Source organism: Lactiplantibacillus sp. 3062 (assembly GCF_055413545.1).
In genome coordinates this window covers 156532-175096 of sequence record NZ_JBVAYE010000002.1, presented here as the reverse complement: position 1 = coordinate 175096, position 18565 = coordinate 156532, and the positions used below count along the sequence as shown (strand labels likewise).

Genomic DNA, 18565 nt, shown 5'->3' with positions numbered 1-18565 from the left:
ATACGTTCATTTTACCAAAATTGAAAGTGGTTTCAACAACTTTAGGAATGAAACTCTCAGCAAGCGGTGAAGAACTAAAGGCCTAGTAGCCCTGATCCTCGTAGTCTTCTAGCATCGCAACCATTTCACCATCATCTGGTTCAATCGTTAGATAATTCCGCAACGCTGCCACGGCACTGTCGGCCATTCCTGCTTCGCGGAAGAAATAAATTGCTGGTTTAAGGAAATCTTTGTTATGTTCAAAGAACGGATAAGCCGCTTCGTAATTATCCTTAGCCGCCTGAAAATGATCGAGCCGGTCATTAGAGATTGCCAAGTTCCAGTAGAACTGTGGATCAAACTCATTACTTTGCAAATATTGATCCAACAAGTCGATATTGTCTTGATAACGTTCCCGCTGAACTAACAAATTAGACAGTTCCAATACCGTAGTCAAATTATCAGGGTCAATACTCAAGCCTTCCCGTAAATACTTTTCAGCTAATTCCTGATCGTCTAATTTCAAGGCTAAGCGGGCAGTTTGCAAGTACAGCTGCTCATTGTACTGGTCGACCGCTAAACCTTCTTGTAAGGTTAATAACGCCTTGTCCAGTTGATGAAGTTGTTCTTGGGCCTGGGCCAAGTATGGATACAGGGACGCATACTGATTGTCTTGTTCCCGCAGTTTGTCGAAGATATCAACAGCCTTCTGGGGCTCGTTTAATTGCAAATAAGTGAAGCCTAATTCAAACTGGCTGTCCGGCGTGAGCTTGGCAGGCTTGATTTGTTCTAAATAGCCCACCGCCTGCTCAAAGCGCCCGGACTCAGCATAAGCCACCCCTAGTCGTTCAACTAAGTTAACTTTAGAGATCTCTAGTTGTCCCTGCTTGATCAAGTCCAAGTAGAAGCGAGTCGCCTGACCGTAGTTACGAATCAAGAAGTAAAATTCTGCGAGCGCAAATTCGACAACTGGTTCGTCCGGTGCCAGCTGATAGGCTTCCTTGAGTTTTTGCTCACTGACTTCAAATAACTCTTGGGTCTGGTATAGATCGGCCTCAACTAACAACGCTTGAACGTATGCCGGTGAGTCTGGCTTAACTTGTTGTAAATAGTCGAGTGCCAGGTCCGTATCGTCCTCATCGATGGCAATATCAGCCAGACTTGTCCGTAAGTCGTCCTCATCGGGATACTTAGCCAGTAACTTCTTATAAGTCCGTTCCGCTTGCTTTAAAAAGCCCAAACCGTACAATTCTTCAGCCAGACTATACAGCGTCTGGTCATCGTCCTTACGTAAGGCCCATGCAAAGTGCTTTTTGGCCGTGTCAATTTGCCCGTTTGATAGTGCTGCGAGCATTTTTTCTGAATAACTCATTACACCCATCCTTTAAACCACTAAGAAACGACTTCATTTAGTCGCCATGGTTTCATCATTTATTGCAATAGTCAGCCTGATATCGTCACATGGGATACCAGCTGTTAATCGCTTGACCTGACAGTCTATCATACCGCAGACGACAGCAAAAAAGCCAGTATAACGGTCGCTATACTGGCTTTCATGTTTGCATTTCATTAACTGATATGCATTATTTAACTGCGTCCTTTAAAGCTTTCCCTGGCTTAAATGCAGGTACTTTGCTTGCAGGAATTTGGATTTCGTCACCAGTTTGTGGGTTACGGCCCTTACGAGCTGCACGTTCACGTACTTCAAAGTTACCAAATCCGATCAGTTGAACTTTTTCACCCTTTGCAAGAGTGTCTTGGATTGATGCAAAGACTGCGTCAACTGCAGCAGTTGCGTCTTTCTTCGTTAAGTTAGTTGCCGCAGCAACGTTGTTAACTAATTCAGCTTTGTTTGCCATGTTTGATTCACCTCCCCGTTACAGAGTGAAGGATCGCCGTGCTTTTTAACATCGTTGATCCAGATGATCATTTTTGAGTGGTCCAAAAATGAGAGAAACGATAACAAGCATCATTTCTTCATCAAAGATAGCATAGGAATGCTGTAATAGCAAGCTTTTTTAGCCTTTTCAGCGAAAATAGCGCAAAAAGATGATAATCGTTTACATCAATCAAATAATGTGCTAAAATGCTGATTTTACGCGCTTTAGCCTACTTACGTCGCCGTTCGATCATGTGGATCGGCGTACCACTAAAATCAAAGGCATTCCGAATTTGATTTTCAAGGAACCGTTCATATGAAAAGTGCATCATATCAGGGTCATTCACGAAGACCACAAAAGTTGGGGGTTGAATCGCCACCTGAGTGGCATAGTAAACCCGTAGCCGCTTACCATTGTCACTCGGTGTCGGATTCATCGCAATCGCATCCATAATAACGTCATTTAAAACGGACGACTGAATCCGCCGCATATGGTTCGTATTGACTTTCTTAATCAACGCGGGTAGTTGCTCCAAACGTTGATTAGTCTTAGCAGAGACAAAAATAATCGGCGCATAGCTCAGGTAAACGAACTGATCACGAATATACGCTTCGAATTCTTGCATGGTGTGGTTGTCTTTCTTAACCAGATCCCACTTATTGACCACGATGATAATACCCTTACCCGCTTCATGCGCATAACCAGCAACCCGCTTATCCTGCTCACGAATGCCTTCTTCACCATTGATGACAAAGAGTGCCACGTCACTATTATCGATTGCCTTGAGTGCACGCATGACGCTATAACGCTCGGTATTTTCGTAAACTTTTCCTTTTTTACGGATACCGGCCGTATCGACCATCACAAACCGGTCACCATCCTGATCAGTAAACTTGGTATCAATGGCATCCCGGGTTGTCCCAGCCACGTCAGAAACGATGACCCGGTCTTCACCCAGCAAGGCGTTGACAATTGATGACTTACCCACGTTCGGGCGGCCAATCAAACTGAAACGAATCGTCCCCGGTTCGTCCTCCCCACTTTTTTCAGGAAAGTTTTTGATAACAGCATCGAGCAAGTCCCCAAGTCCGAGTCCATGCGCACCTGAGATAGGGTACGGATCGCCAAAGCCAAGGGAATAAAAGTCATAGACTTCACTCCGAAGTTCAGGGTTATCGACTTTATTAACACCCAGCACGACCGGTTTGTTCGACCGGTACAAGATTTGGGCAACGTGTTCATCAGCGTCCGTGACGCCTTCTTTGATGCTAACTAAATAAATAATGACATCAGCTTCATCGATTGCAATTTCGGCTTGCTGTGTGATCTGTTTAATGAATGGGGCATCTTCGATATCGATCCCACCCGTATCGATCAAACTGAATTCTTGACCAAGCCATTCACTGTTGGCGTAAATCCGGTCACGAGTCACACCCGGTGTATCTTCAACAATCGAGATCCGATCACCCGCAATCCGATTAAAAATCGTGGATTTACCAACGTTTGGTCGCCCAACAATGGCGACGACTGGTTTTGCCATATTAATTCCTCCTTTACCCTCGTAGCGTCAGGTTCCTGCTACGAGTCTCAAATTAATTGGTAACACCAACTAATCTGTTCCTAAAAAAATATCCTTCAAGGCAAGCTTGAAGGGTATTTTTAATCAATCAATGATTAGTTTTCATCATTGTTGCTTTCAGCATTCTTCAATTCGTCACCGATCAAATCACCTAAAGTGAAACCAGTTGATTCTTCAGGAGCATTAGCCGTTGAACGTTCGCTAGCAGTCCGGTTGTCCCGGTTGTTGTTACGACGACGGTTATTGTTACTCCGACGTTCTGGTTGACTTTCGTTGTCATCGTCAGCAGTTTGTGGCTTTTCTTCCAAAGCTTTAATTGATAAAGCTAACCGCTTTTCGTCTGGACGAACGTCTAAGACTTTGACTTTGATTTCTTGACCAACTTTTAAGACATCGTTTGGTGTTGCAATGTGTTGGTGTGAGATTTGTGAAATGTGAACTAACCCTTCAACACCAGGGAAGACTTCCACAAAGGCACCAAAACTCGTCAAACGCTTAACTTTACCATCAAGTACAGCCCCTTGTGGTGCTTTTTCTTCAATACCATCCCAAGGTTCTGGTAAGGTTGCTTTGATTGATAATGAAACCCGTTCGCGGTCAGCATCAACGGATAAAATCTTAACCGTGACTTCTTGACCAACCTTCAATACATCAGCAGGCTTTTCAACCCGTTCGTATGAGATTTCTGAAACGTGAACCAAACCATCAATTCCGCCGAGGTCAACAAAGGCACCGAAGTTCGTCAAACGAGCAACTTTACCTTCAACGACATCACCAGCTTGTAAGGTCTTCAAAGCTTCTTCACGCTGTGCTTCGCGTTGCTTTTCAACAACGGCACGGTGTGATAAGATCAAGCGATTTTCGCTAGGTTCAATTTCAATAATCTTAAGTTCAAGTTCTTGGCCTTTATAGGCATTTAAGTCTTCAACATAATGATCATCAATCATTGAGGCAGGGATGAAGCCACGAACACCAGCGTCAACGACTAACCCGCCCTTAACAACTTGCGTTACCGGAGCTTTAATCGTATGACCTGCTTCGTATTCTTTTTCAACATCGTCCCAAACTTTGCGAGCTTCTAACCGACGATGTGACAGTAAATAACTGCCGTTTTCCTTGTCGCTGCCAATTCGAGAAATGACAACCAAGTCTAATACATCACCGACTTTAGCGGCTTCGTTGACATCGTCAACCCGTTGTGTTGAGAGTTCCTTCAAAGGAACGACCCCTTCAACACCGGTACCTTGGATACCAACAATTACTTGTTTGTCGTCGTCGATTGCTAAGACTTCACCCTTAACAACGTCACCGACGTTTACTTCTTCAACGCTGTTTAAAGCGTCTAAAAGTTCATTTTTCTCTTGGCTGTTTTCGTTTTCACTCATGCAAATTTCCTCCTGTCAACAATAACTCTAACCTATATCATAGCTGAAAATGCAATGAAAAGCTAGCTAAAAGCATTAAGTTAATGCAATTAGATTGTTGAACTTTGTTTTTTTGTAATAATTTTGGCAATGGCAGCAACAACTTCATCGATTGACATTGGCGTCGTATCAACAAGTGTGGCGTCCGTTGCTTGTGTTAATGGTGACACTTTACGCGTTGAATCTTTGTGGTCACGTAATTCGATCTCAGCCTGTAGCTGAGCCAAGGGCGTGTCGATCCCTTTTTTTACATTTTCGGCGTATCGACGCTTAGCCCGTTCAGCCGCTGAAGCAACTAAAAAGATCTTAACTTCAGCATTGGGCAATACCGTTGTCCCGATATCACGACCGTCCATCACGATCCCACCTGCATTGGCCATCTCTCGCTGTTGCTCAGTTAAAATCGTACGCACCTGTGGTAACGCCGCAATCGTCGAGACGTTATTCGTCACGTCTGGCTGGCGTATCGCCGCCGTAATATCTTCCTGATTAGCAAAAACCAGTTGATCCGGCTCGCCGGGTTTAAAACTGATCTTGAGCGACTTCATTGCCGTAATCACAGCCGCTTCGTCTGCTAAATCAACGTGCTGTTGCATTGCCCAGTACGTGACTGCCCGATACATGGCACCAGTATCCACATAAATATAGCCAAACCGTTTTGCAACGAGTTTGGCTACGGTACTCTTGCCAGCTGAAGCCGGACCATCGATGGCCACCTGTAATGCTTGCTTAGCCATTAACTAACCCCTCACAATCTGAAAAAATCGTGTATTAACGGACACGTAACCGTTGACCAGCCGAAATCGTTGCATCAGATGATAACCCATTTAATTCCAATAGCTTATCCACTGAGATTCCAGCATTCGTAGCGACCCGATAGACCCCTTGACCGGCTTCTACCGTGACGTACTTAGTCCCTGAAGATGATTCTGAGGAGCTACTACTACTGCTAGCGCTGCTGTCGTCAGTACTCGCACTTTCTTCCGAGCTGGCAGCAGTAGAACTAGCAGCCTTGGAACTGGCAGCTTTAGAGCTAGCCAAGGCTAAGCTACTACTTTTAGCAGCCGCCTTTTTCGACGATGCGGCCGCCTTCTTCTTGCTAGCAGCAGTCGATGACCTACTGGCAGCAACACTGGCCGATGACTTCTTCGAGCTCGAACTAGCAACTTGTTCAGTCTGTTGCGGATTATTAAGCGAATTCTTTTTCACCAAGAAATAACCAATTGGTGCCAAAGCAAGCAACAATATTAGTACGACTAACACAGTCGTTAGCGTAGAGTTGCTACTGTCTTGTTTTCGTTTTTGAGTTCGCGATAAATTGCCCGAGTCATCCCGATCGTCTTCAAAAGTTTTGTCCCACGGCTTATCCGCTTGGGATTTGTCATTATCATTTTTTTGACTCATAGGGTGTTCCTCCTCAAAAAACTTTCAACCAATATTGTAACATAACCCGGAATTGATTTCTTTAAGAATTTGGTAAAAACAATTGAGCTAAGTGCTGATCCCACGACATTATCGTGGCTGTTGACTCATCATGCGTCGCCATCAACCCTAACGCAGCCAGCGGTAGTGGTTCACCAGCCAACTGACAACACTGATCTGTATGGGTAACAGCTGGCTCACCAAAGTAAGTTAACATCACGGTCCGATGACAAGTTGTCGTTTGGACGTAACCCATGAGCGCCCGCAATTCACGTTCCTTAGCTGCTTGGCGATCAGCAAAAATCGTTGCCACGGTCGTTGGAGGAGTTCCTTGTAGCCAGTATGACTGCAAAACCTTACTACGATCATCAGTCGGTGGCTGCTGCGCTTGATAACGGCTATAATCTTGCTGAATTTCATTGGGAGTCGCAGCCGTCAATTCGTTCAAATTCCGCACCAGGTTTTCGTCACCTGGTGCGTACAACATAATCGCCATCGCCTGCTGACCATCACGACCTGCGCGCCCAATTTCTTGAACATAGTCGGCCAAAGTCGTCGGTAAATGATAGTGGATCACTAAGCGAATATCAGCTTTGTTGATACCCATTCCAAAAGCAGATGTAGCACAGATCACATCCAATTGTCCTGCCATGAACTGCTGCTGGATCTTGAAACGGTCATCAGTCGCTAAGCCGGCATGATAAGCCGCGACCCGTAACGTGGTTGTCGTTCGTAGCCATTCCGCTATCAAATCAGTTTGCCGCTTGGAAGTAAAGTAAACGATGACTGGTCCGCGCGCACTTGTCACTAAATGTTGCAAGGTCACGCGTTTACTAGCTTCATCATTGACCTGTTCGACTGCTAAGTAAATATTAGGACGATTAACCGAATATAAGACTTGCTGGGCATCTGGAACGGTTAATTGTGTCAAAATATCTTGTCGAACGCGTTGTGTAGCCGTTGCCGTGAGCATTAGCGTTGTCGGTGCCTGTAACCGTTGTCGAATTTGACCAAGGCGACGGTAGTCAGGGCGAAAATCTGGTCCCCAAGTTGAAATGCAGTGGGCCTCGTCGATAACTAATAACGCCAGTTGCACTTGCATCAGCGCTGTTTGAATAATGTCTTGACCCAACATTTCCGGCGAAATGAACAAGAATTTAAGCTGTCCTAAATGATTCAGCAGATACTGGCGAGCACCATAATCTAGTTGGGAGGTCAAAGCAGCAACTTGCTTTTCGCCTTGATAGTTTAAGCGCGCCACCTGATCTTGCATCAAGGAAATCAGCGGTGAAACCACCACAACTAGCCCGGGCAGTGCGGTTCCAACGAGTTGATAGATCAATGATTTGCCGGTCCCAGTTGGTAACACTGCCAAGACATCTTGACCTGCTAATAATTTCTGAATGACGGCTAGCTGCCCGGGGCGAAATTCATCGAAGCCATATTTCGTTTTCAACAGCTCATATAATTCATCTTCTGACATACTGACACCTCATAATCTGAAATAGCCGAAATTCAAAAAAATCTAGCATGGGTAGCGCAGTTTGGGCCTCTTGGAATGACCAGTTTGCAATGTCGGACTGGGCTGCAAAGATGGTGGCCAACTGCTGAGTTAATTCATGATTCAACACCATTTCAAACGGAAAATCAGGCGACCAAATCGCCACCTCCAACAAGTGCTCCCGTACCGTACTCATCTTTAAGTGCCGCGTCTGCGCAATTGCTGCAAGTTGCTGGGTCTTCAAGAAAGCTTGGTAAGTTTGCTCAGCGCTTTGACTGATGGCACTCGCTTGAGTGAGCACTGACAACAACTGGGAAAATGGATCACGCGGGTGTCGCTGAATCCAAGCAATCCATTGGCATATCACGTCTGTGTGCATCAAGCTAGCCTCCCAGGGTTGTCGACCTAATTGTGCCGCTAATTGCTCATTAGTCAGTCCCGGTTCTTGATACCCCGTTATACCTTGAACAAACACCGTTGGCAACTCTGGGTCTGCCAAACTCGTCAAGAAGGCAGTCAAGGCCGCATGAATTTGCTCGCCAAGTTCCACCTTCGACTGCTGACGTAGCCATTGTTTGACCTGGGCTTGAATCCCCGGATCAGTCGTCACCGGATAATAATGGCGATTATGATGTACGAGTTCGGAAACGACTTGTAGGGCTAGCTGACTGACGATTCTAAATCGGCGGACATCAGTGGTTTGAAATACTTCAAAATTTTGGGGCATGTATAAAGTCTGTCGGAGTTTGGCTTGCCGATGTTCCCCCGCCTGCGTTAATTGCCAGCATCCCGTGGCCGTACTCGTCAATTGACCGTTTTCAGTCAAAGCCGCAGTTGCTGCCATGAAATCTTCCAAGGGAACCTCGTGGCAACTGTCGAGCAAATCCAAGTAGCCGGCAGTTAACCCCGCAAAAAGCGTGGAGACCGTACGGCGGCCGCGCAAGACATTGAATAGGCCCTTTGCTCGTCGCGGCGTCGTACTGAATAACAATAAAACGTAGTCTGTAAACACGCTAAGGCCTCCCTTAAGTCTTGCTGTTGTGATTGTTAATTGCGCACTAAATGTGCCAGTTTTTAAATTAAGTCGTGATCAGCCCAAATTTACGTGCGTCAGTGTCGCTGACAGTGACCCGCGACACAGCATAGCGGCCGACAGCTTTTTAATCTTTCTAAGCCTTGATTGAAACTTCGAATTCATCAACTTACTGCCACATTAAAGCTCATGGATAACCATCCGCCAACCGGCAGTGTGCGTCTTTAAGAATATCACGGTGGCACCAATATAAAAAGGCAGTCACCCTGCAGTTACGCAATTAGTGACCACCCACATTATTTTAACGACTTAGATTAAATTCGGCTCATAAGCTGATTATGGTTGCCTAACCACTTAGCTAATCGCTGATAGACCAGCCAGAAGACGTTGCCCACTAGCAATCCCTTGATCAAGTTAAATGGAATGACTGCCACTAACACCACTGTATTCAGCGACATGCTGAGCTTCATACCCATTACTTGCAAATAGAATGGCAGAACAAACGTTAAGTTAGCCAACGATTCAATCACCACCAGGCCGATTGTGGCGACCACAATCGCCACAGGCATCCGCCACTTGGGATTGCCCCGATAGTAACGAAGTACTAATGCAAATGCTAAAATCAATACTGCCGTACCTAAAAAACTAGCAAAAGAACCGATTAAGTCATAGATGGCAAAGCCCATCATGGCTGAATGTAGGAGCAGTTTGATGATAGTGATGACAAACGCGCCCCCGACACCAAAGAGAAAGAGCCCAATCAGAATTGGAATATCTGAAAAATCAATCTTCATCCATGGCGCTACCGGTAAAATCGGAAACTCCAGTAACATTAAAATATACGCAATGGCACCGAGTAAGGCTATGCCCACTAGTCGGTGTAACGTTGTATGTTGCATAACGCACCCTCCTATGGGTCATCTTCAATGAACCGCATTACCATTTGTTCAACTAAAAAAAGTCCGCCCGATCACACTAACTGTCATCTGGGGGCGGACTTACTTGCAACGCTTGGCAAATAAGCTCGATCTTCTTTATACCAGACTTTACTGTCGACTTTGGAATTGCACCAAATCACTATGCACACGCATAGGTCGCGGGTTATTACCGCCGGTCGGGAATCACACCCTGCCCTGAAGATGAACCAATATTTATTTTTACAAATTCATTTTAACGGCTTTCATTCAAAAATGCAAGCGCTATCGTTCACCTTTTAACTTACTAATTTCAATCGGCTTCAATTTACGGTATTCGCCCGGTTGTAAACTTTGCAAATCGAGAACCCCATAACGTTCACGTTTCAACTTAGTCACTGGGTGACCCACTGCAGCCAACATCTTTTTCACCTGGTGGTTATGACCCTCGTGAATCGTTAGTTGGACCAGCGCATTATTCTTCTTGTGATCACTATCTAACAAGTTCGACTTCGCTGGAGCTGTCTTACGGCCATCGATTTCAACACCCAAGCGCAATTGCTTGAGATCAGCATTGGTTGGTACCCCTTCAACTTTGGCCAAATAAGTTTTTTTGACTTCGTACTTCGGATGAGTTAGCCGATTAGCGAGAGCCCCATCATTTGTCATGATCAACAAACCTGAAGTATCGTAATCCAAACGTCCCACCGGATAGATTCGTTCCGGTACGTCTTCAAAGAAGTCTAATACCGTTTTACGGCCCTTCTCATCATGAACAGTTGTAACGACCCCCCGCGGCTTATAAAATAAATAATACACGAGTTTTTCTGCATTCAATGGCACGCCATCAACCTCGACATGGTCACTAGGTTCAACCTTTACACCGAGCGTGGTGACCGTCTTCCCATTCACCTTAACGTGACCAGACGTGATCAACACTTCTGATTTACGCCGCGAAGCGATGCCCGCTTCCGCCATTACCTTTTGTAATCGTTCTGCCATTATTCATCCTCACGTTCTGCTTGTAATTTATCCTGAAATGCATTTAAAAAGAGGTCTGTCTCTGGTGCCGGATGCTCAGCGTCACTTAAAGCAGCTAAGTCAATCGCTGGTAAGTCATCCAAAGACTTTAGCCCAAAATAATCTAAGAACAGTTCCGTCGTTCCGTATAAAATTGGTCGTCCCGGCTCACTTAAACGCCCCGTCTCAGTAACTAGTTGTCGCAAAACCAGCTTTTGAATCGTCGACCCACTGTGTACGCCACGAATCTCATCAATTTCAATCCGCGTCAAGGGTTGCCGATACGCAATGATTGCTAACACTTCCAACGATGCTTGCGACAAACTCGTGGTGAGTGGTGCTTCAAAGTAGCGCTTTAACACCGGCGCCACCGCGGCCTTAGTTGCTAGCCGGTAAGTATTCGCCGTTGATAAGATCATTAGGGCACTGTCTGGGTCGGCTTGATACTTCGTGGCCAGTTGTGTGAGCATCGTTGTAATCGCCGGCTTAGCAAACCCCGTGGCGTGCTCGATTTCGGCGACCGTGATGCCCTCATCGCCAGCCACAAATAATAGTCCTTCAATTTGTTCAATGTTCGTCATGCTGTTCATCCTGTCGTAAATATAAATGAATCGGACTCAGTGGCTCAGCTTGCTGCAGCGCCACTTGATCCTGCTTGGTTAATTCTAACACAGCCATAAAGGTTGTCACTAACATTTCATCGCTGGCACTAACCGTAAATAGGTCGGCAAAATCCAGTCCTTGTGGTTGCTGTTGCAATTGCGTCGTAATTTGTGTCATCCGCTCATCAATGTTGATGGTTTCAGCCACAACCGTTTTCGTTAGTGGCCGTACCCGCCGCCGTTTAGCCACTAATTGCCGAAAAGCCGCTTGCAGATCATCTAATGTAATCCCCGCAGTCAGCTTGGGCGCACTCAGATCAGCTGGTACTAACATCGCTTCACGCGTAAAATGTTGATGGCGCGCCTGTTCTTTTTCTCGCAATTCACCAGCGGCTTCCTGATAAACCTTGTAAGCCAACAGTTCAGCTACAAGTGAGTCACGAGGATCATCGTCCTCATTATCTTCGTCCATCTCATCTGGTTCAGGCTGTGGCAATAAGAAACGGCTCTTGATCGTCATCAAAGTCGCAGCCATAACCAAATAATCACCAGCAATATCTAATTTTAGCGCTCGCATAGAGTGTAAGTAATCCAAATATTGCTGCGTAATTGCCGCAATTGGAATGTCATAAATATCCATCTTGTTTTGGCGAATGAGGTGCAACAGCAAGTCGAGTGGCCCCTCAAACTCCGAAATCTTAATGGTGATTGGTTGTTGTTGGTTGTTTGTCACGATTACGCTCCCACGCGCCAATGATTGGCGCCATTTCTAAAGTTCCCATGACCCGTTGTTTGGGATACAACGCGGCCAACTCATCCAACATTTGATACTGGTTGGCCGCCGTCCGTTCCTCGGGTGATAATGAATCGTGATGCAGTAGAATAAAGTCACTGCCGACTTCAATGCCGATAATACCACAGAAATCGCCGTCACCTTGCCGCCATAGTAATAGTTGGTGGTCTTCCGTTGACTGATACCACTGCATCTCAGTTTGTAGATGAATTAGGTCCTTAAAATCTGGAATAAATGACAGTAGCCCCATTGCTACCTTTTCATAATCCTTCCGATATTTAACGAGCACGGTATTGCCTCCCTTGACTGCTTGATTCCGCACCGCATCTATGCCCGCGGATGATATTTATTATAAACCTCAGCTAGGCGTTTTTTCGAAATATGCGTATAAATTTGAGTCGTCGAAATATCGGCATGCCCTAAAAGCTCCTGAACGACACGCAAGTCCGCACCATTTTCTAAAATGTGAGTCGCAAACGAGTGGCGCAACGTATGCGGCGTCACGTTTTTTTCGATGCCAGCCGCCTTGACTTCTGCCTTCAGATTTTTCCAAACCCCTTGCCGACTTAATTTACCACCGTGATTATTAATAAACAAATAGCTATTCCGGCGTTTGGCAGAGACGAGTTTGGGCCGAGCCGTTTTTAAATAACGGGTAATAAAATCAATGGCAACATCACCGATAGGAATAATCCGCTCTTTATCACCCTTACCGATTGTTTGAATCAATCCCAAGTCTAAGTGCAGATCATCCATCGTTAAATTAATTGTCTCGCTGACTCGCAGACCGGTTGCATACATCACTTCTAACAGAGTTCGGTCTCGTAATCCTAACGGGGTATTCAACTTGGGCACCGCTAGCAACCGTTCGACCTCGCGTGGTGACAATACTTGCGGTAAATGCTGCGCCCGCTTAGGCGTGTCGATTTTTAGCATCGGATCAGTATCGATAGCGTGCATCTGTGCTAAATATTGAAAAAACTTACGTAAACTAGAAACACTGTGAATGATTGTATTTCGCGATTTACCAGCCTCATCTAGATACTGTAAATAATTCAATAGGACGTACCGATCAACCACCCGATAGTCCGTGATTTGCTGACTCATCAAGTATTCGCTAAACGTAGTCAGGTCCTGAGAATAACTCTTAATCGTATTTTCAACTAACCCCCGTTCAACACGCAAAAAATGCAGGTAATCAGCAAGCTGGTCCTGCATTTTTTGATCAATCGTCGGCTTGCTCATCCGCATTTTCCAGTAACTTGATCTCGCCTGGTTGTTGACTGATCAAGCGTTGCTTCAAGAGATTACCCACAGCGCGCTTAAATTGTGATTTGCTGATACCAAAGTAATTCCGAATATCATCGGGATCACTCTTATCCCAAAATGGTAGCGCGTGGTCAGCTTGATGTTGCAATGCTGCTAATAACATTTGGGCATCATCGCCAATCTCTTCGTATCCCCGCGGCTTCAAGGACAAATTCAATTCACCATCGCGCAAGAAACCAATGACCCGCGCCTTGACGTGTTGCCCCATGCGTGGTTCCTGTTCACGTTCTGACGGATGAACAAAGCCCAGATGATTGTCATCTGTAATAACCGACGTACCGGCCATCTTCAAACGAAAAACGGTCGCCATGGTATCCGTATTCTTAACTTGGGCCCGATCATATGGCTTGGCAATTGCTTCAAAATCCGTCAATTCTGCCAGAGTCGCCCATAGCCGTTGTTTATTGTCACGGGCTAACTTAACGTATAAACGATCATCTTTTTTAGGCCATAGTCGACTGATGGTCGGTAATTCGTCTAATGACACCACCAAGTCCTTATTCGGTAACCCAACATCGACAAAGACACCTAGATCATGCCGCGTCCGGACAACCGTTCCCCATACAAAGTGATCAAACGAAATTTCCGGGACGAACCGCGTCATCTGCAGATGATGATCTTCATTCTCATAAACAAAACCTTCGTAAAGCCCGCCAATGTGCAATGGCTTCTCTGGTTCAGTTTTATCGACCCACAACGTCTGTCCATCAATCTGTACGAAGTATGCTTCATCGTTTTCATCGGTTACCTTCGCCGTAACCACTGTTCCAATAATACTATCCATGTGATAACTCCTCTAATATATCCGTCTATAAATATCAACGGACGGTTCTTTTAAATTACTGTAAGCTCAAATGTAAGACTTGAATAATGCAATACGTTATACCAGCCGCAATAATTGGCCCGGCCGCGATTCCCTTGAGCAAAACAACACCCATAATGGTCCCGAATACTAATGCCACGGTAATCTCTGGTGTCGCTGACAAAAGCCCGACACCGTGAAATGAGAGCACTGAAACCAACACTCCACATGCAACCGCAATCCAGCCAACTGGCGACTTAAACGCATGCCAAAGGTCCCGAAATCCAATCTGACCAGTCGCAATCGGAATTAAAATTGCGACGGTAATCACCGTCACACCCCAATTGATTCCCTTCTGACCAATCGTCGTCAGCAATTTACTCGTATTAGGAATCAATTTGATAAGCAACACAACCACGGTCGCAATTTGTAAGGACTGATTTTTTCCTAACCATGCCACCACTAAAATCGCTAATAAAAATAACCAACTTTCCATACGACACCTCACGTGTTATCAATTGTAACTGAAAATGGCCCGAATTACGAGGGGTGTTGGTCGTTACTCACCAATTTCACTATCCCCCCCTGATCAATAACCGATTCCTGTTCTTTAATCTAGGCGGGAACAGGGTTAAAAGGTGCCAAATCGTTTGGATTCCAGCTCGTCAGCAAGGTTCGTCCTATTCCGACTTACGGGGCTGGGTGACAATTGCCGGAACGTAGCCGACGTCGATTTGAGCTCACGCAGCAACCCACTGCGCAATCTCAAATACGAGTCTTATTCTAGGCCGGAAGCAACCCACTTCCAGCCAAGAATAATTTGGCTACTGAGCATTGTCACCCAACCCCTCCAGTCGGTAAGCCAGTCGAATGGCTGATGAACGACCACCTAACTTGTCGCTGAACGGGTTTACTACTTAGAATTTTGAACATGCGTTAATGCTGTCTCAATTGTTTTGGACACCTCAGTACTAATACGGTGGAATTAGAAATAATCGTACAATCACAATTATATTATCAAACTAACTGTTGTATGATAAAATCGCTGTTTTAAAATAGCAACATCTAATTCGTTCAATGCTGGGTCCACCCATGTCGGCCATTCGCATACTATCACGACTGGAAGGCGTTTCGGCCAATGCTCAGCGGTGAAATTCCACTTAGTAAGCGTTTTTGGCTTGGTTAGTGGAAGACCAGTATTTAAGACGTGATTTTCGGTTTAAATCTGTGTCCACCGCGTTCCAGCAATTGGCCGAAATGCCTGGAAGTCGGTGCAGGACGCAGCCAGCTAAGCAAATTTCCGCTAAGTAGATCTTTTTCCAGCGGGCTTAAGCTGGATCATTTGACGTTGACGATTTGGCACCTTTTAACCATGTTTCATACTAATTTAACTGGGAGTGAAGCACTTTATGTAATATAAAAAGCCGCCGCAAAGCGACGACTTTTCAATATCAAATTAGATTTGATCTTAAAGGGCGTTTGAAGCACCGCGGTATACAAGGCCACGACGTGAATCAACTGTGATCAATTGACCATCAGCAATAACACTAGTAGCGTCCTTAACACCAACGATAACAGGAATTCCCATTGAGATACCAACAACAGCAGCGTGTGAAGTTAAACCACCGTTTTCAACAACTAAAGCACTAGACTTTTCGATTGCTGGTAAGTAGTCTTTGTCAGTCGTCTTAGTAACTAAGACGCCACCTTCAACGGCCTTGTCGATAGCTTCTTGAGCAGACGTTGCGATTACGGCTTTACCGATAACCGTTTCATCACCGACACCTTGACCATCAGCTAACTTAGAACCAATTAATTGGATCTTCATGATGTTAGTCGTACCGCGTTCGCCAACTGGCACACCGGCAGTAATCAAGATTAAGTCGCCTTCCTTGGCAAAGCCAAGTTCAACAGCCTTAGAAGCAGCTAAATCAAACATGTCATCAGTGGTTTCTGGTTTTTCAGCCACGATTGGTTGAACACCCCAGTTAACCATTAAGCCACGTTGAGTCCGTTCGTCAAAAGTGATTGCTAAGATATCAGCATTTGGACGGTACTTCGAAATCATCTTAGCAGTGTAGCCAGATTCAGTCGCAGCAACAATCGTCTTAATGTTCAAGTTCTTAGCTGCCCGAGCAATCGCAATACCGATTGTTTCAGTAACACTAGTCTTGTCGAAACGGTTTAATTGTAACGTACCGTTTTCAGCCAAAGTGTTTTCAGCCTTTTCGTCAATCTTAGCCATCATGGCAACAGATTCAACAGGGTAAAGACCGTTAGCACTTTCACCAGAAAGCATCGTTGCGTCAGTACCATCAAAGACAGCGTTGGCAACGTCAGAAGCTTCGGCACGAGTAGGACGTGGGTTTTCTTGCATTGAGTCTAACATTTGAGTAGCCGTGATAACAGGCATACCTAAAGCATTACACTTCTTGATTAAACTCTTTTGTACCAATGGCACATTTTCAGCAGGAATTTCAACACCCATGTCACCACGAGCAACCATCAAACCATCACAAACCTTAAGAATTTCATCGGCGTTGTCGATACCTTCTTGTGATTCGATCTTAGGGAAGATTTGAACGTGTTCCATGTGCTTTTCTTCAAGTAATTCACGAATGTCTAAGACATCTTGTGGCTTACGAACGAATGAAGCAGCGATGTAGTTGATTTCATGATCCAAACCAAAGCGAATATCACTTGAGTCTTTTTCAGTGATCCCAGGTAAGTTGATTGAAACGCCAGGAGCGTTAACACCCTTACGTGAGCCTAAAACGCCGGCGTTTTGAACAGTTGTAACCAATTCGCGGTTAGCTTCGTCCTTTTCGTCGATCTTCATATCTAATAAACCATCATCAAAGAGGACATGGCCACCTACATGAACATCATCATAGAGGTTCTTGTAAGTAACGGCAATCTTATCATGGGTCGTATCTAATGAATCATCCATGGTGATACGAACCTTGTCACCGATCTTGTATTCAGATTTTCCGTTAGCTTGAACGGTCGTCCGAATTTCAGCACCCTTAGTATCAAGCATGATACCAACGGTCTTACCCGTAATCTTTTCTGCTTCGTGAACTTTGTTTAAGCGATCTAAATGTTCTTCATGATCACCATGTGAAAAGTTAAAGCGGAAAATATTTGCGCCGGCTTCGATTAATTTAACAATAGTGTCAGTATCGGTGCTGGCAGGACCAAGTGTTGAAACAATCTTGGTTTTTTTCATAAGAAAAATCTCTCCCTTGAAAGTTTTTATAAAAAGACATTAACGTCATTTTTATCAAATTAAAATAAGAACTAACATGCCATGATTACTTGAATGAAATTTCTTCATTCAACTTATCTAATGACACTTCAACGTCATGCTTAGATTCAAATAAATCTAAGATGTTGTGGTTGACTAATTGGTTGTTTTGAATCCCAACCGCTAAGCCACCCTTGCCGGCAAGCAAGAGTTCCACAGCGTAGGCACCCATCTTGCTGGCCATGACACGGTCTTTAGCAGTTGGATTCCCACCACGTTGCATATGAGCAATGGTATTCCCACGAGCATCAAAGTCACCATATTCGGATAACTTCTCAACAAACTCCTGGGCACCCATCACACCTTCGGCTAACACGATCAAGTTGCTCCGATGACCATTGGCCCGGTTATGCTTAATCTTGTTGGCGATTTCTTCCATGTCCCAATCAACTTCGGGGACCACGATAGCAGTCGCGCCGATTGAAACACCGGACCATAAGGCTACGTCACCAGCGCCACGACCCATAACTTCCACAACGAAAGTCCGGTCATGACTATGAGCCGTATCATAAATCCGGTCAAGAGCTTGCACGTTGGTGTTGACAGCAGTGTCAAAACCAATTGTGAAGTCCGTGTAAGGAATATCATTATCGATCGTCCCTGGAAGACCAATCGTGTTGTAGCCGTGTTCCGTTAAGCGCAATGCGCCATGGTAAGAACCGTCGCCACCGATAACAACTAAAGCATCAATCCCAAACCGCTTCAATTGTTCGATCCCTTTTAATTGACCTTCTTCATGGGCAAATTCTGGATAACGTGCGGAGTATAGTAAAGTTCCGCCGCGTTGAATCACACCATCTAAGTCGGCTGCTTCTATTTTGTGAATGTCACCGGCAACTAATCCAGCAAAGCCGTAATTGATGCCGTATGCTTCCAACCCTTCAGCCATTGCTTTACCAGCAACTGCACGAACGGCCGCATTCATACCAGGAGCGTCGCCGCCACTGGTTAAAATACCAATGCGTTTCATTTTTTCACCT

Annotated in this window: 18 protein-coding genes and 1 riboswitch; all 18 genes read right to left on the bottom strand. The window is 45.2% G+C overall.

What is annotated here, in order from left to right:
• Positions 1 to 82: 82 nt before the first annotated feature.
• The 18 genes from ACWQAU_RS03795 to pfkA all read right to left on the bottom strand — a co-directional run bounded on the left by ACWQAU_RS03795 (position 83) and on the right by pfkA (position 18555).
• Complete coding sequence (locus tag ACWQAU_RS03795) at positions 83 to 1351, bottom strand: tetratricopeptide repeat protein (protein WP_003644434.1); 1269 nt, start codon at positions 1349 to 1351, stop codon at positions 83 to 85.
• A 211-nt stretch (positions 1352 to 1562) separates the two neighbouring features.
• On the bottom strand, positions 1563 to 1838 hold the full coding sequence (locus ACWQAU_RS03790) for an HU family DNA-binding protein (RefSeq protein ID WP_003640587.1): 276 nt from the start codon (positions 1836 to 1838) through the stop codon (positions 1563 to 1565).
• Positions 1839 to 2088: 250 nt separating this feature from the next.
• On the bottom strand, positions 2089 to 3399 hold the full coding sequence (der, locus tag ACWQAU_RS03785) for a ribosome biogenesis GTPase Der (RefSeq protein ID WP_003640588.1): 1311 nt from the start codon (positions 3397 to 3399) through the stop codon (positions 2089 to 2091).
• A 134-nt stretch (positions 3400 to 3533) separates the two neighbouring features.
• Positions 3534 to 4823, bottom strand: coding sequence for a 30S ribosomal protein S1 (gene rpsA, locus ACWQAU_RS03780; RefSeq protein WP_003640589.1), 1290 nt, complete (start codon positions 4821 to 4823; stop codon positions 3534 to 3536).
• An 89-nt stretch (positions 4824 to 4912) separates the two neighbouring features.
• Entirely contained in the window at positions 4913 to 5599 is a 687-nt protein-coding gene (cmk, locus tag ACWQAU_RS03775; RefSeq protein ID WP_003640590.1) for a (d)CMP kinase, read from the bottom strand.
• A 34-nt stretch (positions 5600 to 5633) separates the two neighbouring features.
• Positions 5634 to 6266, bottom strand: coding sequence for a LysM peptidoglycan-binding domain-containing protein (locus tag ACWQAU_RS03770; RefSeq protein ID WP_053338901.1), 633 nt, complete (start codon positions 6264 to 6266; stop codon positions 5634 to 5636).
• Positions 6267 to 6327: 61 nt separating this feature from the next.
• Positions 6328 to 7767 carry a RecQ family ATP-dependent DNA helicase gene (locus tag ACWQAU_RS03765; RefSeq protein ID WP_060417958.1) on the bottom strand — a complete coding sequence of 480 codons (1440 nt, stop codon included), beginning with the start codon at positions 7765 to 7767 and terminating at the stop codon, positions 6328 to 6330.
• On the bottom strand, positions 7754 to 8797 hold the full coding sequence (locus ACWQAU_RS03760; protein WP_027822038.1) for a YpbB family protein: 1044 nt from the start codon (positions 8795 to 8797) through the stop codon (positions 7754 to 7756). The genes ACWQAU_RS03765 and ACWQAU_RS03760 overlap by 14 nt, the downstream gene beginning before the upstream one ends.
• Before the next feature lie 335 nt (positions 8798 to 9132).
• On the bottom strand, positions 9133 to 9717 hold the full coding sequence (locus tag ACWQAU_RS03755; protein WP_003644438.1) for an ECF transporter S component: 585 nt from the start codon (positions 9715 to 9717) through the stop codon (positions 9133 to 9135).
• A gap of 124 nt (positions 9718 to 9841) precedes the next feature.
• A riboswitch (FMN riboswitch) is annotated at positions 9842 to 9963 on the bottom strand.
• A 54-nt stretch (positions 9964 to 10017) separates the two neighbouring features.
• Positions 10018 to 10734 (bottom strand): pseudouridine synthase, encoded by a 717-nt coding sequence (locus tag ACWQAU_RS03750; RefSeq protein ID WP_003640595.1) that lies wholly within the window; start codon positions 10732 to 10734, stop codon positions 10018 to 10020.
• Positions 10734 to 11333: an SMC-Scp complex subunit ScpB gene (gene scpB, locus ACWQAU_RS03745; RefSeq protein WP_003640596.1), complete on the bottom strand. Its 600-nt coding sequence runs from the start codon at positions 11331 to 11333 to the stop codon at positions 10734 to 10736. Before scpB ends, ACWQAU_RS03750 begins: the two co-directional genes overlap by 1 nt.
• A complete protein-coding gene (locus tag ACWQAU_RS03740; protein WP_022638666.1) occupies positions 11320 to 12087 on the bottom strand; it encodes a segregation and condensation protein A in 768 nt (255 codons plus the stop codon). Before ACWQAU_RS03740 ends, scpB begins: the two co-directional genes overlap by 14 nt.
• Complete coding sequence (locus tag ACWQAU_RS03735; RefSeq protein ID WP_003644440.1) at positions 12053 to 12436, bottom strand: hypothetical protein; 384 nt, start codon at positions 12434 to 12436, stop codon at positions 12053 to 12055. The genes ACWQAU_RS03740 and ACWQAU_RS03735 overlap by 35 nt, the downstream gene beginning before the upstream one ends.
• 38 nt (positions 12437 to 12474) lie before the next feature.
• On the bottom strand, positions 12475 to 13365 hold the full coding sequence (gene xerD / locus ACWQAU_RS03730; RefSeq protein WP_003644441.1) for a site-specific tyrosine recombinase XerD: 891 nt from the start codon (positions 13363 to 13365) through the stop codon (positions 12475 to 12477).
• A gap of 7 nt (positions 13366 to 13372) precedes the next feature.
• On the bottom strand, positions 13373 to 14260 hold the full coding sequence (locus tag ACWQAU_RS03725; protein WP_003640600.1) for a CvfB family protein: 888 nt from the start codon (positions 14258 to 14260) through the stop codon (positions 13373 to 13375).
• A gap of 55 nt (positions 14261 to 14315) precedes the next feature.
• The gene (locus tag ACWQAU_RS03720; protein WP_003640601.1) at positions 14316 to 14774 is read right to left on the bottom strand and encodes a DUF441 domain-containing protein; all 459 of its coding nucleotides are present in this window, start codon (positions 14772 to 14774) and stop codon (positions 14316 to 14318) included.
• Between the two features lie 972 nt (positions 14775 to 15746).
• On the bottom strand, positions 15747 to 17507 hold the full coding sequence (gene pyk / locus ACWQAU_RS03715) for a pyruvate kinase (RefSeq protein ID WP_003640603.1): 1761 nt from the start codon (positions 17505 to 17507) through the stop codon (positions 15747 to 15749).
• 85 nt (positions 17508 to 17592) lie between these two features.
• Positions 17593 to 18555 carry a 6-phosphofructokinase gene (gene pfkA / locus ACWQAU_RS03710; protein WP_003640604.1) on the bottom strand — a complete coding sequence of 321 codons (963 nt, stop codon included), beginning with the start codon at positions 18553 to 18555 and terminating at the stop codon, positions 17593 to 17595.
• Positions 18556 to 18565: the final 10 nt, after the last annotated feature.

Bases quoted from the DNA above. Each gene is read 5' to 3' on its own strand.
- ACWQAU_RS03795 (WP_003644434.1), bottom strand. From the start codon at position 1,351: ATGAGTTATTCAGAAAAAATGCTCGCAGCACTATCAAACGGGCAAATT.
- ACWQAU_RS03790 (WP_003640587.1), bottom strand. From the start codon at position 1,838: ATGGCAAACAAAGCTGAATTAGTTAACAACGTTGCTGCGGCAACTAAC.
- der (WP_003640588.1), bottom strand. From the start codon at position 3,399: ATGGCAAAACCAGTCGTCGCCATTGTTGGGCGACCAAACGTTGGTAAA.
- rpsA (WP_003640589.1), bottom strand. From the start codon at position 4,823: ATGAGTGAAAACGAAAACAGCCAAGAGAAAAATGAACTTTTAGACGCT.
- cmk (WP_003640590.1), bottom strand. From the start codon at position 5,599: ATGGCTAAGCAAGCATTACAGGTGGCCATCGATGGTCCGGCTTCAGCT.
- ACWQAU_RS03770 (WP_053338901.1), bottom strand. From the start codon at position 6,266: ATGAGTCAAAAAAATGATAATGACAAATCCCAAGCGGATAAGCCGTGG.
- ACWQAU_RS03765 (WP_060417958.1), bottom strand. From the start codon at position 7,767: ATGTCAGAAGATGAATTATATGAGCTGTTGAAAACGAAATATGGCTTC.
- ACWQAU_RS03755 (WP_003644438.1), bottom strand. From the start codon at position 9,717: ATGCAACATACAACGTTACACCGACTAGTGGGCATAGCCTTACTCGGT.
- ACWQAU_RS03750 (WP_003640595.1), bottom strand. From the start codon at position 10,734: ATGGCAGAACGATTACAAAAGGTAATGGCGGAAGCGGGCATCGCTTCG.
- scpB (WP_003640596.1), bottom strand. From the start codon at position 11,333: ATGACGAACATTGAACAAATTGAAGGACTATTATTTGTGGCTGGCGAT.
- xerD (WP_003644441.1), bottom strand. From the start codon at position 13,365: ATGCAGGACCAGCTTGCTGATTACCTGCATTTTTTGCGTGTTGAACGG.
- ACWQAU_RS03725 (WP_003640600.1), bottom strand. From the start codon at position 14,260: ATGGATAGTATTATTGGAACAGTGGTTACGGCGAAGGTAACCGATGAA.
- ACWQAU_RS03720 (WP_003640601.1), bottom strand. From the start codon at position 14,774: ATGGAAAGTTGGTTATTTTTATTAGCGATTTTAGTGGTGGCATGGTTA.
- pyk (WP_003640603.1), bottom strand. From the start codon at position 17,507: ATGAAAAAAACCAAGATTGTTTCAACACTTGGTCCTGCCAGCACCGAT.
- pfkA (WP_003640604.1), bottom strand. From the start codon at position 18,555: ATGAAACGCATTGGTATTTTAACCAGTGGCGGCGACGCTCCTGGTATG.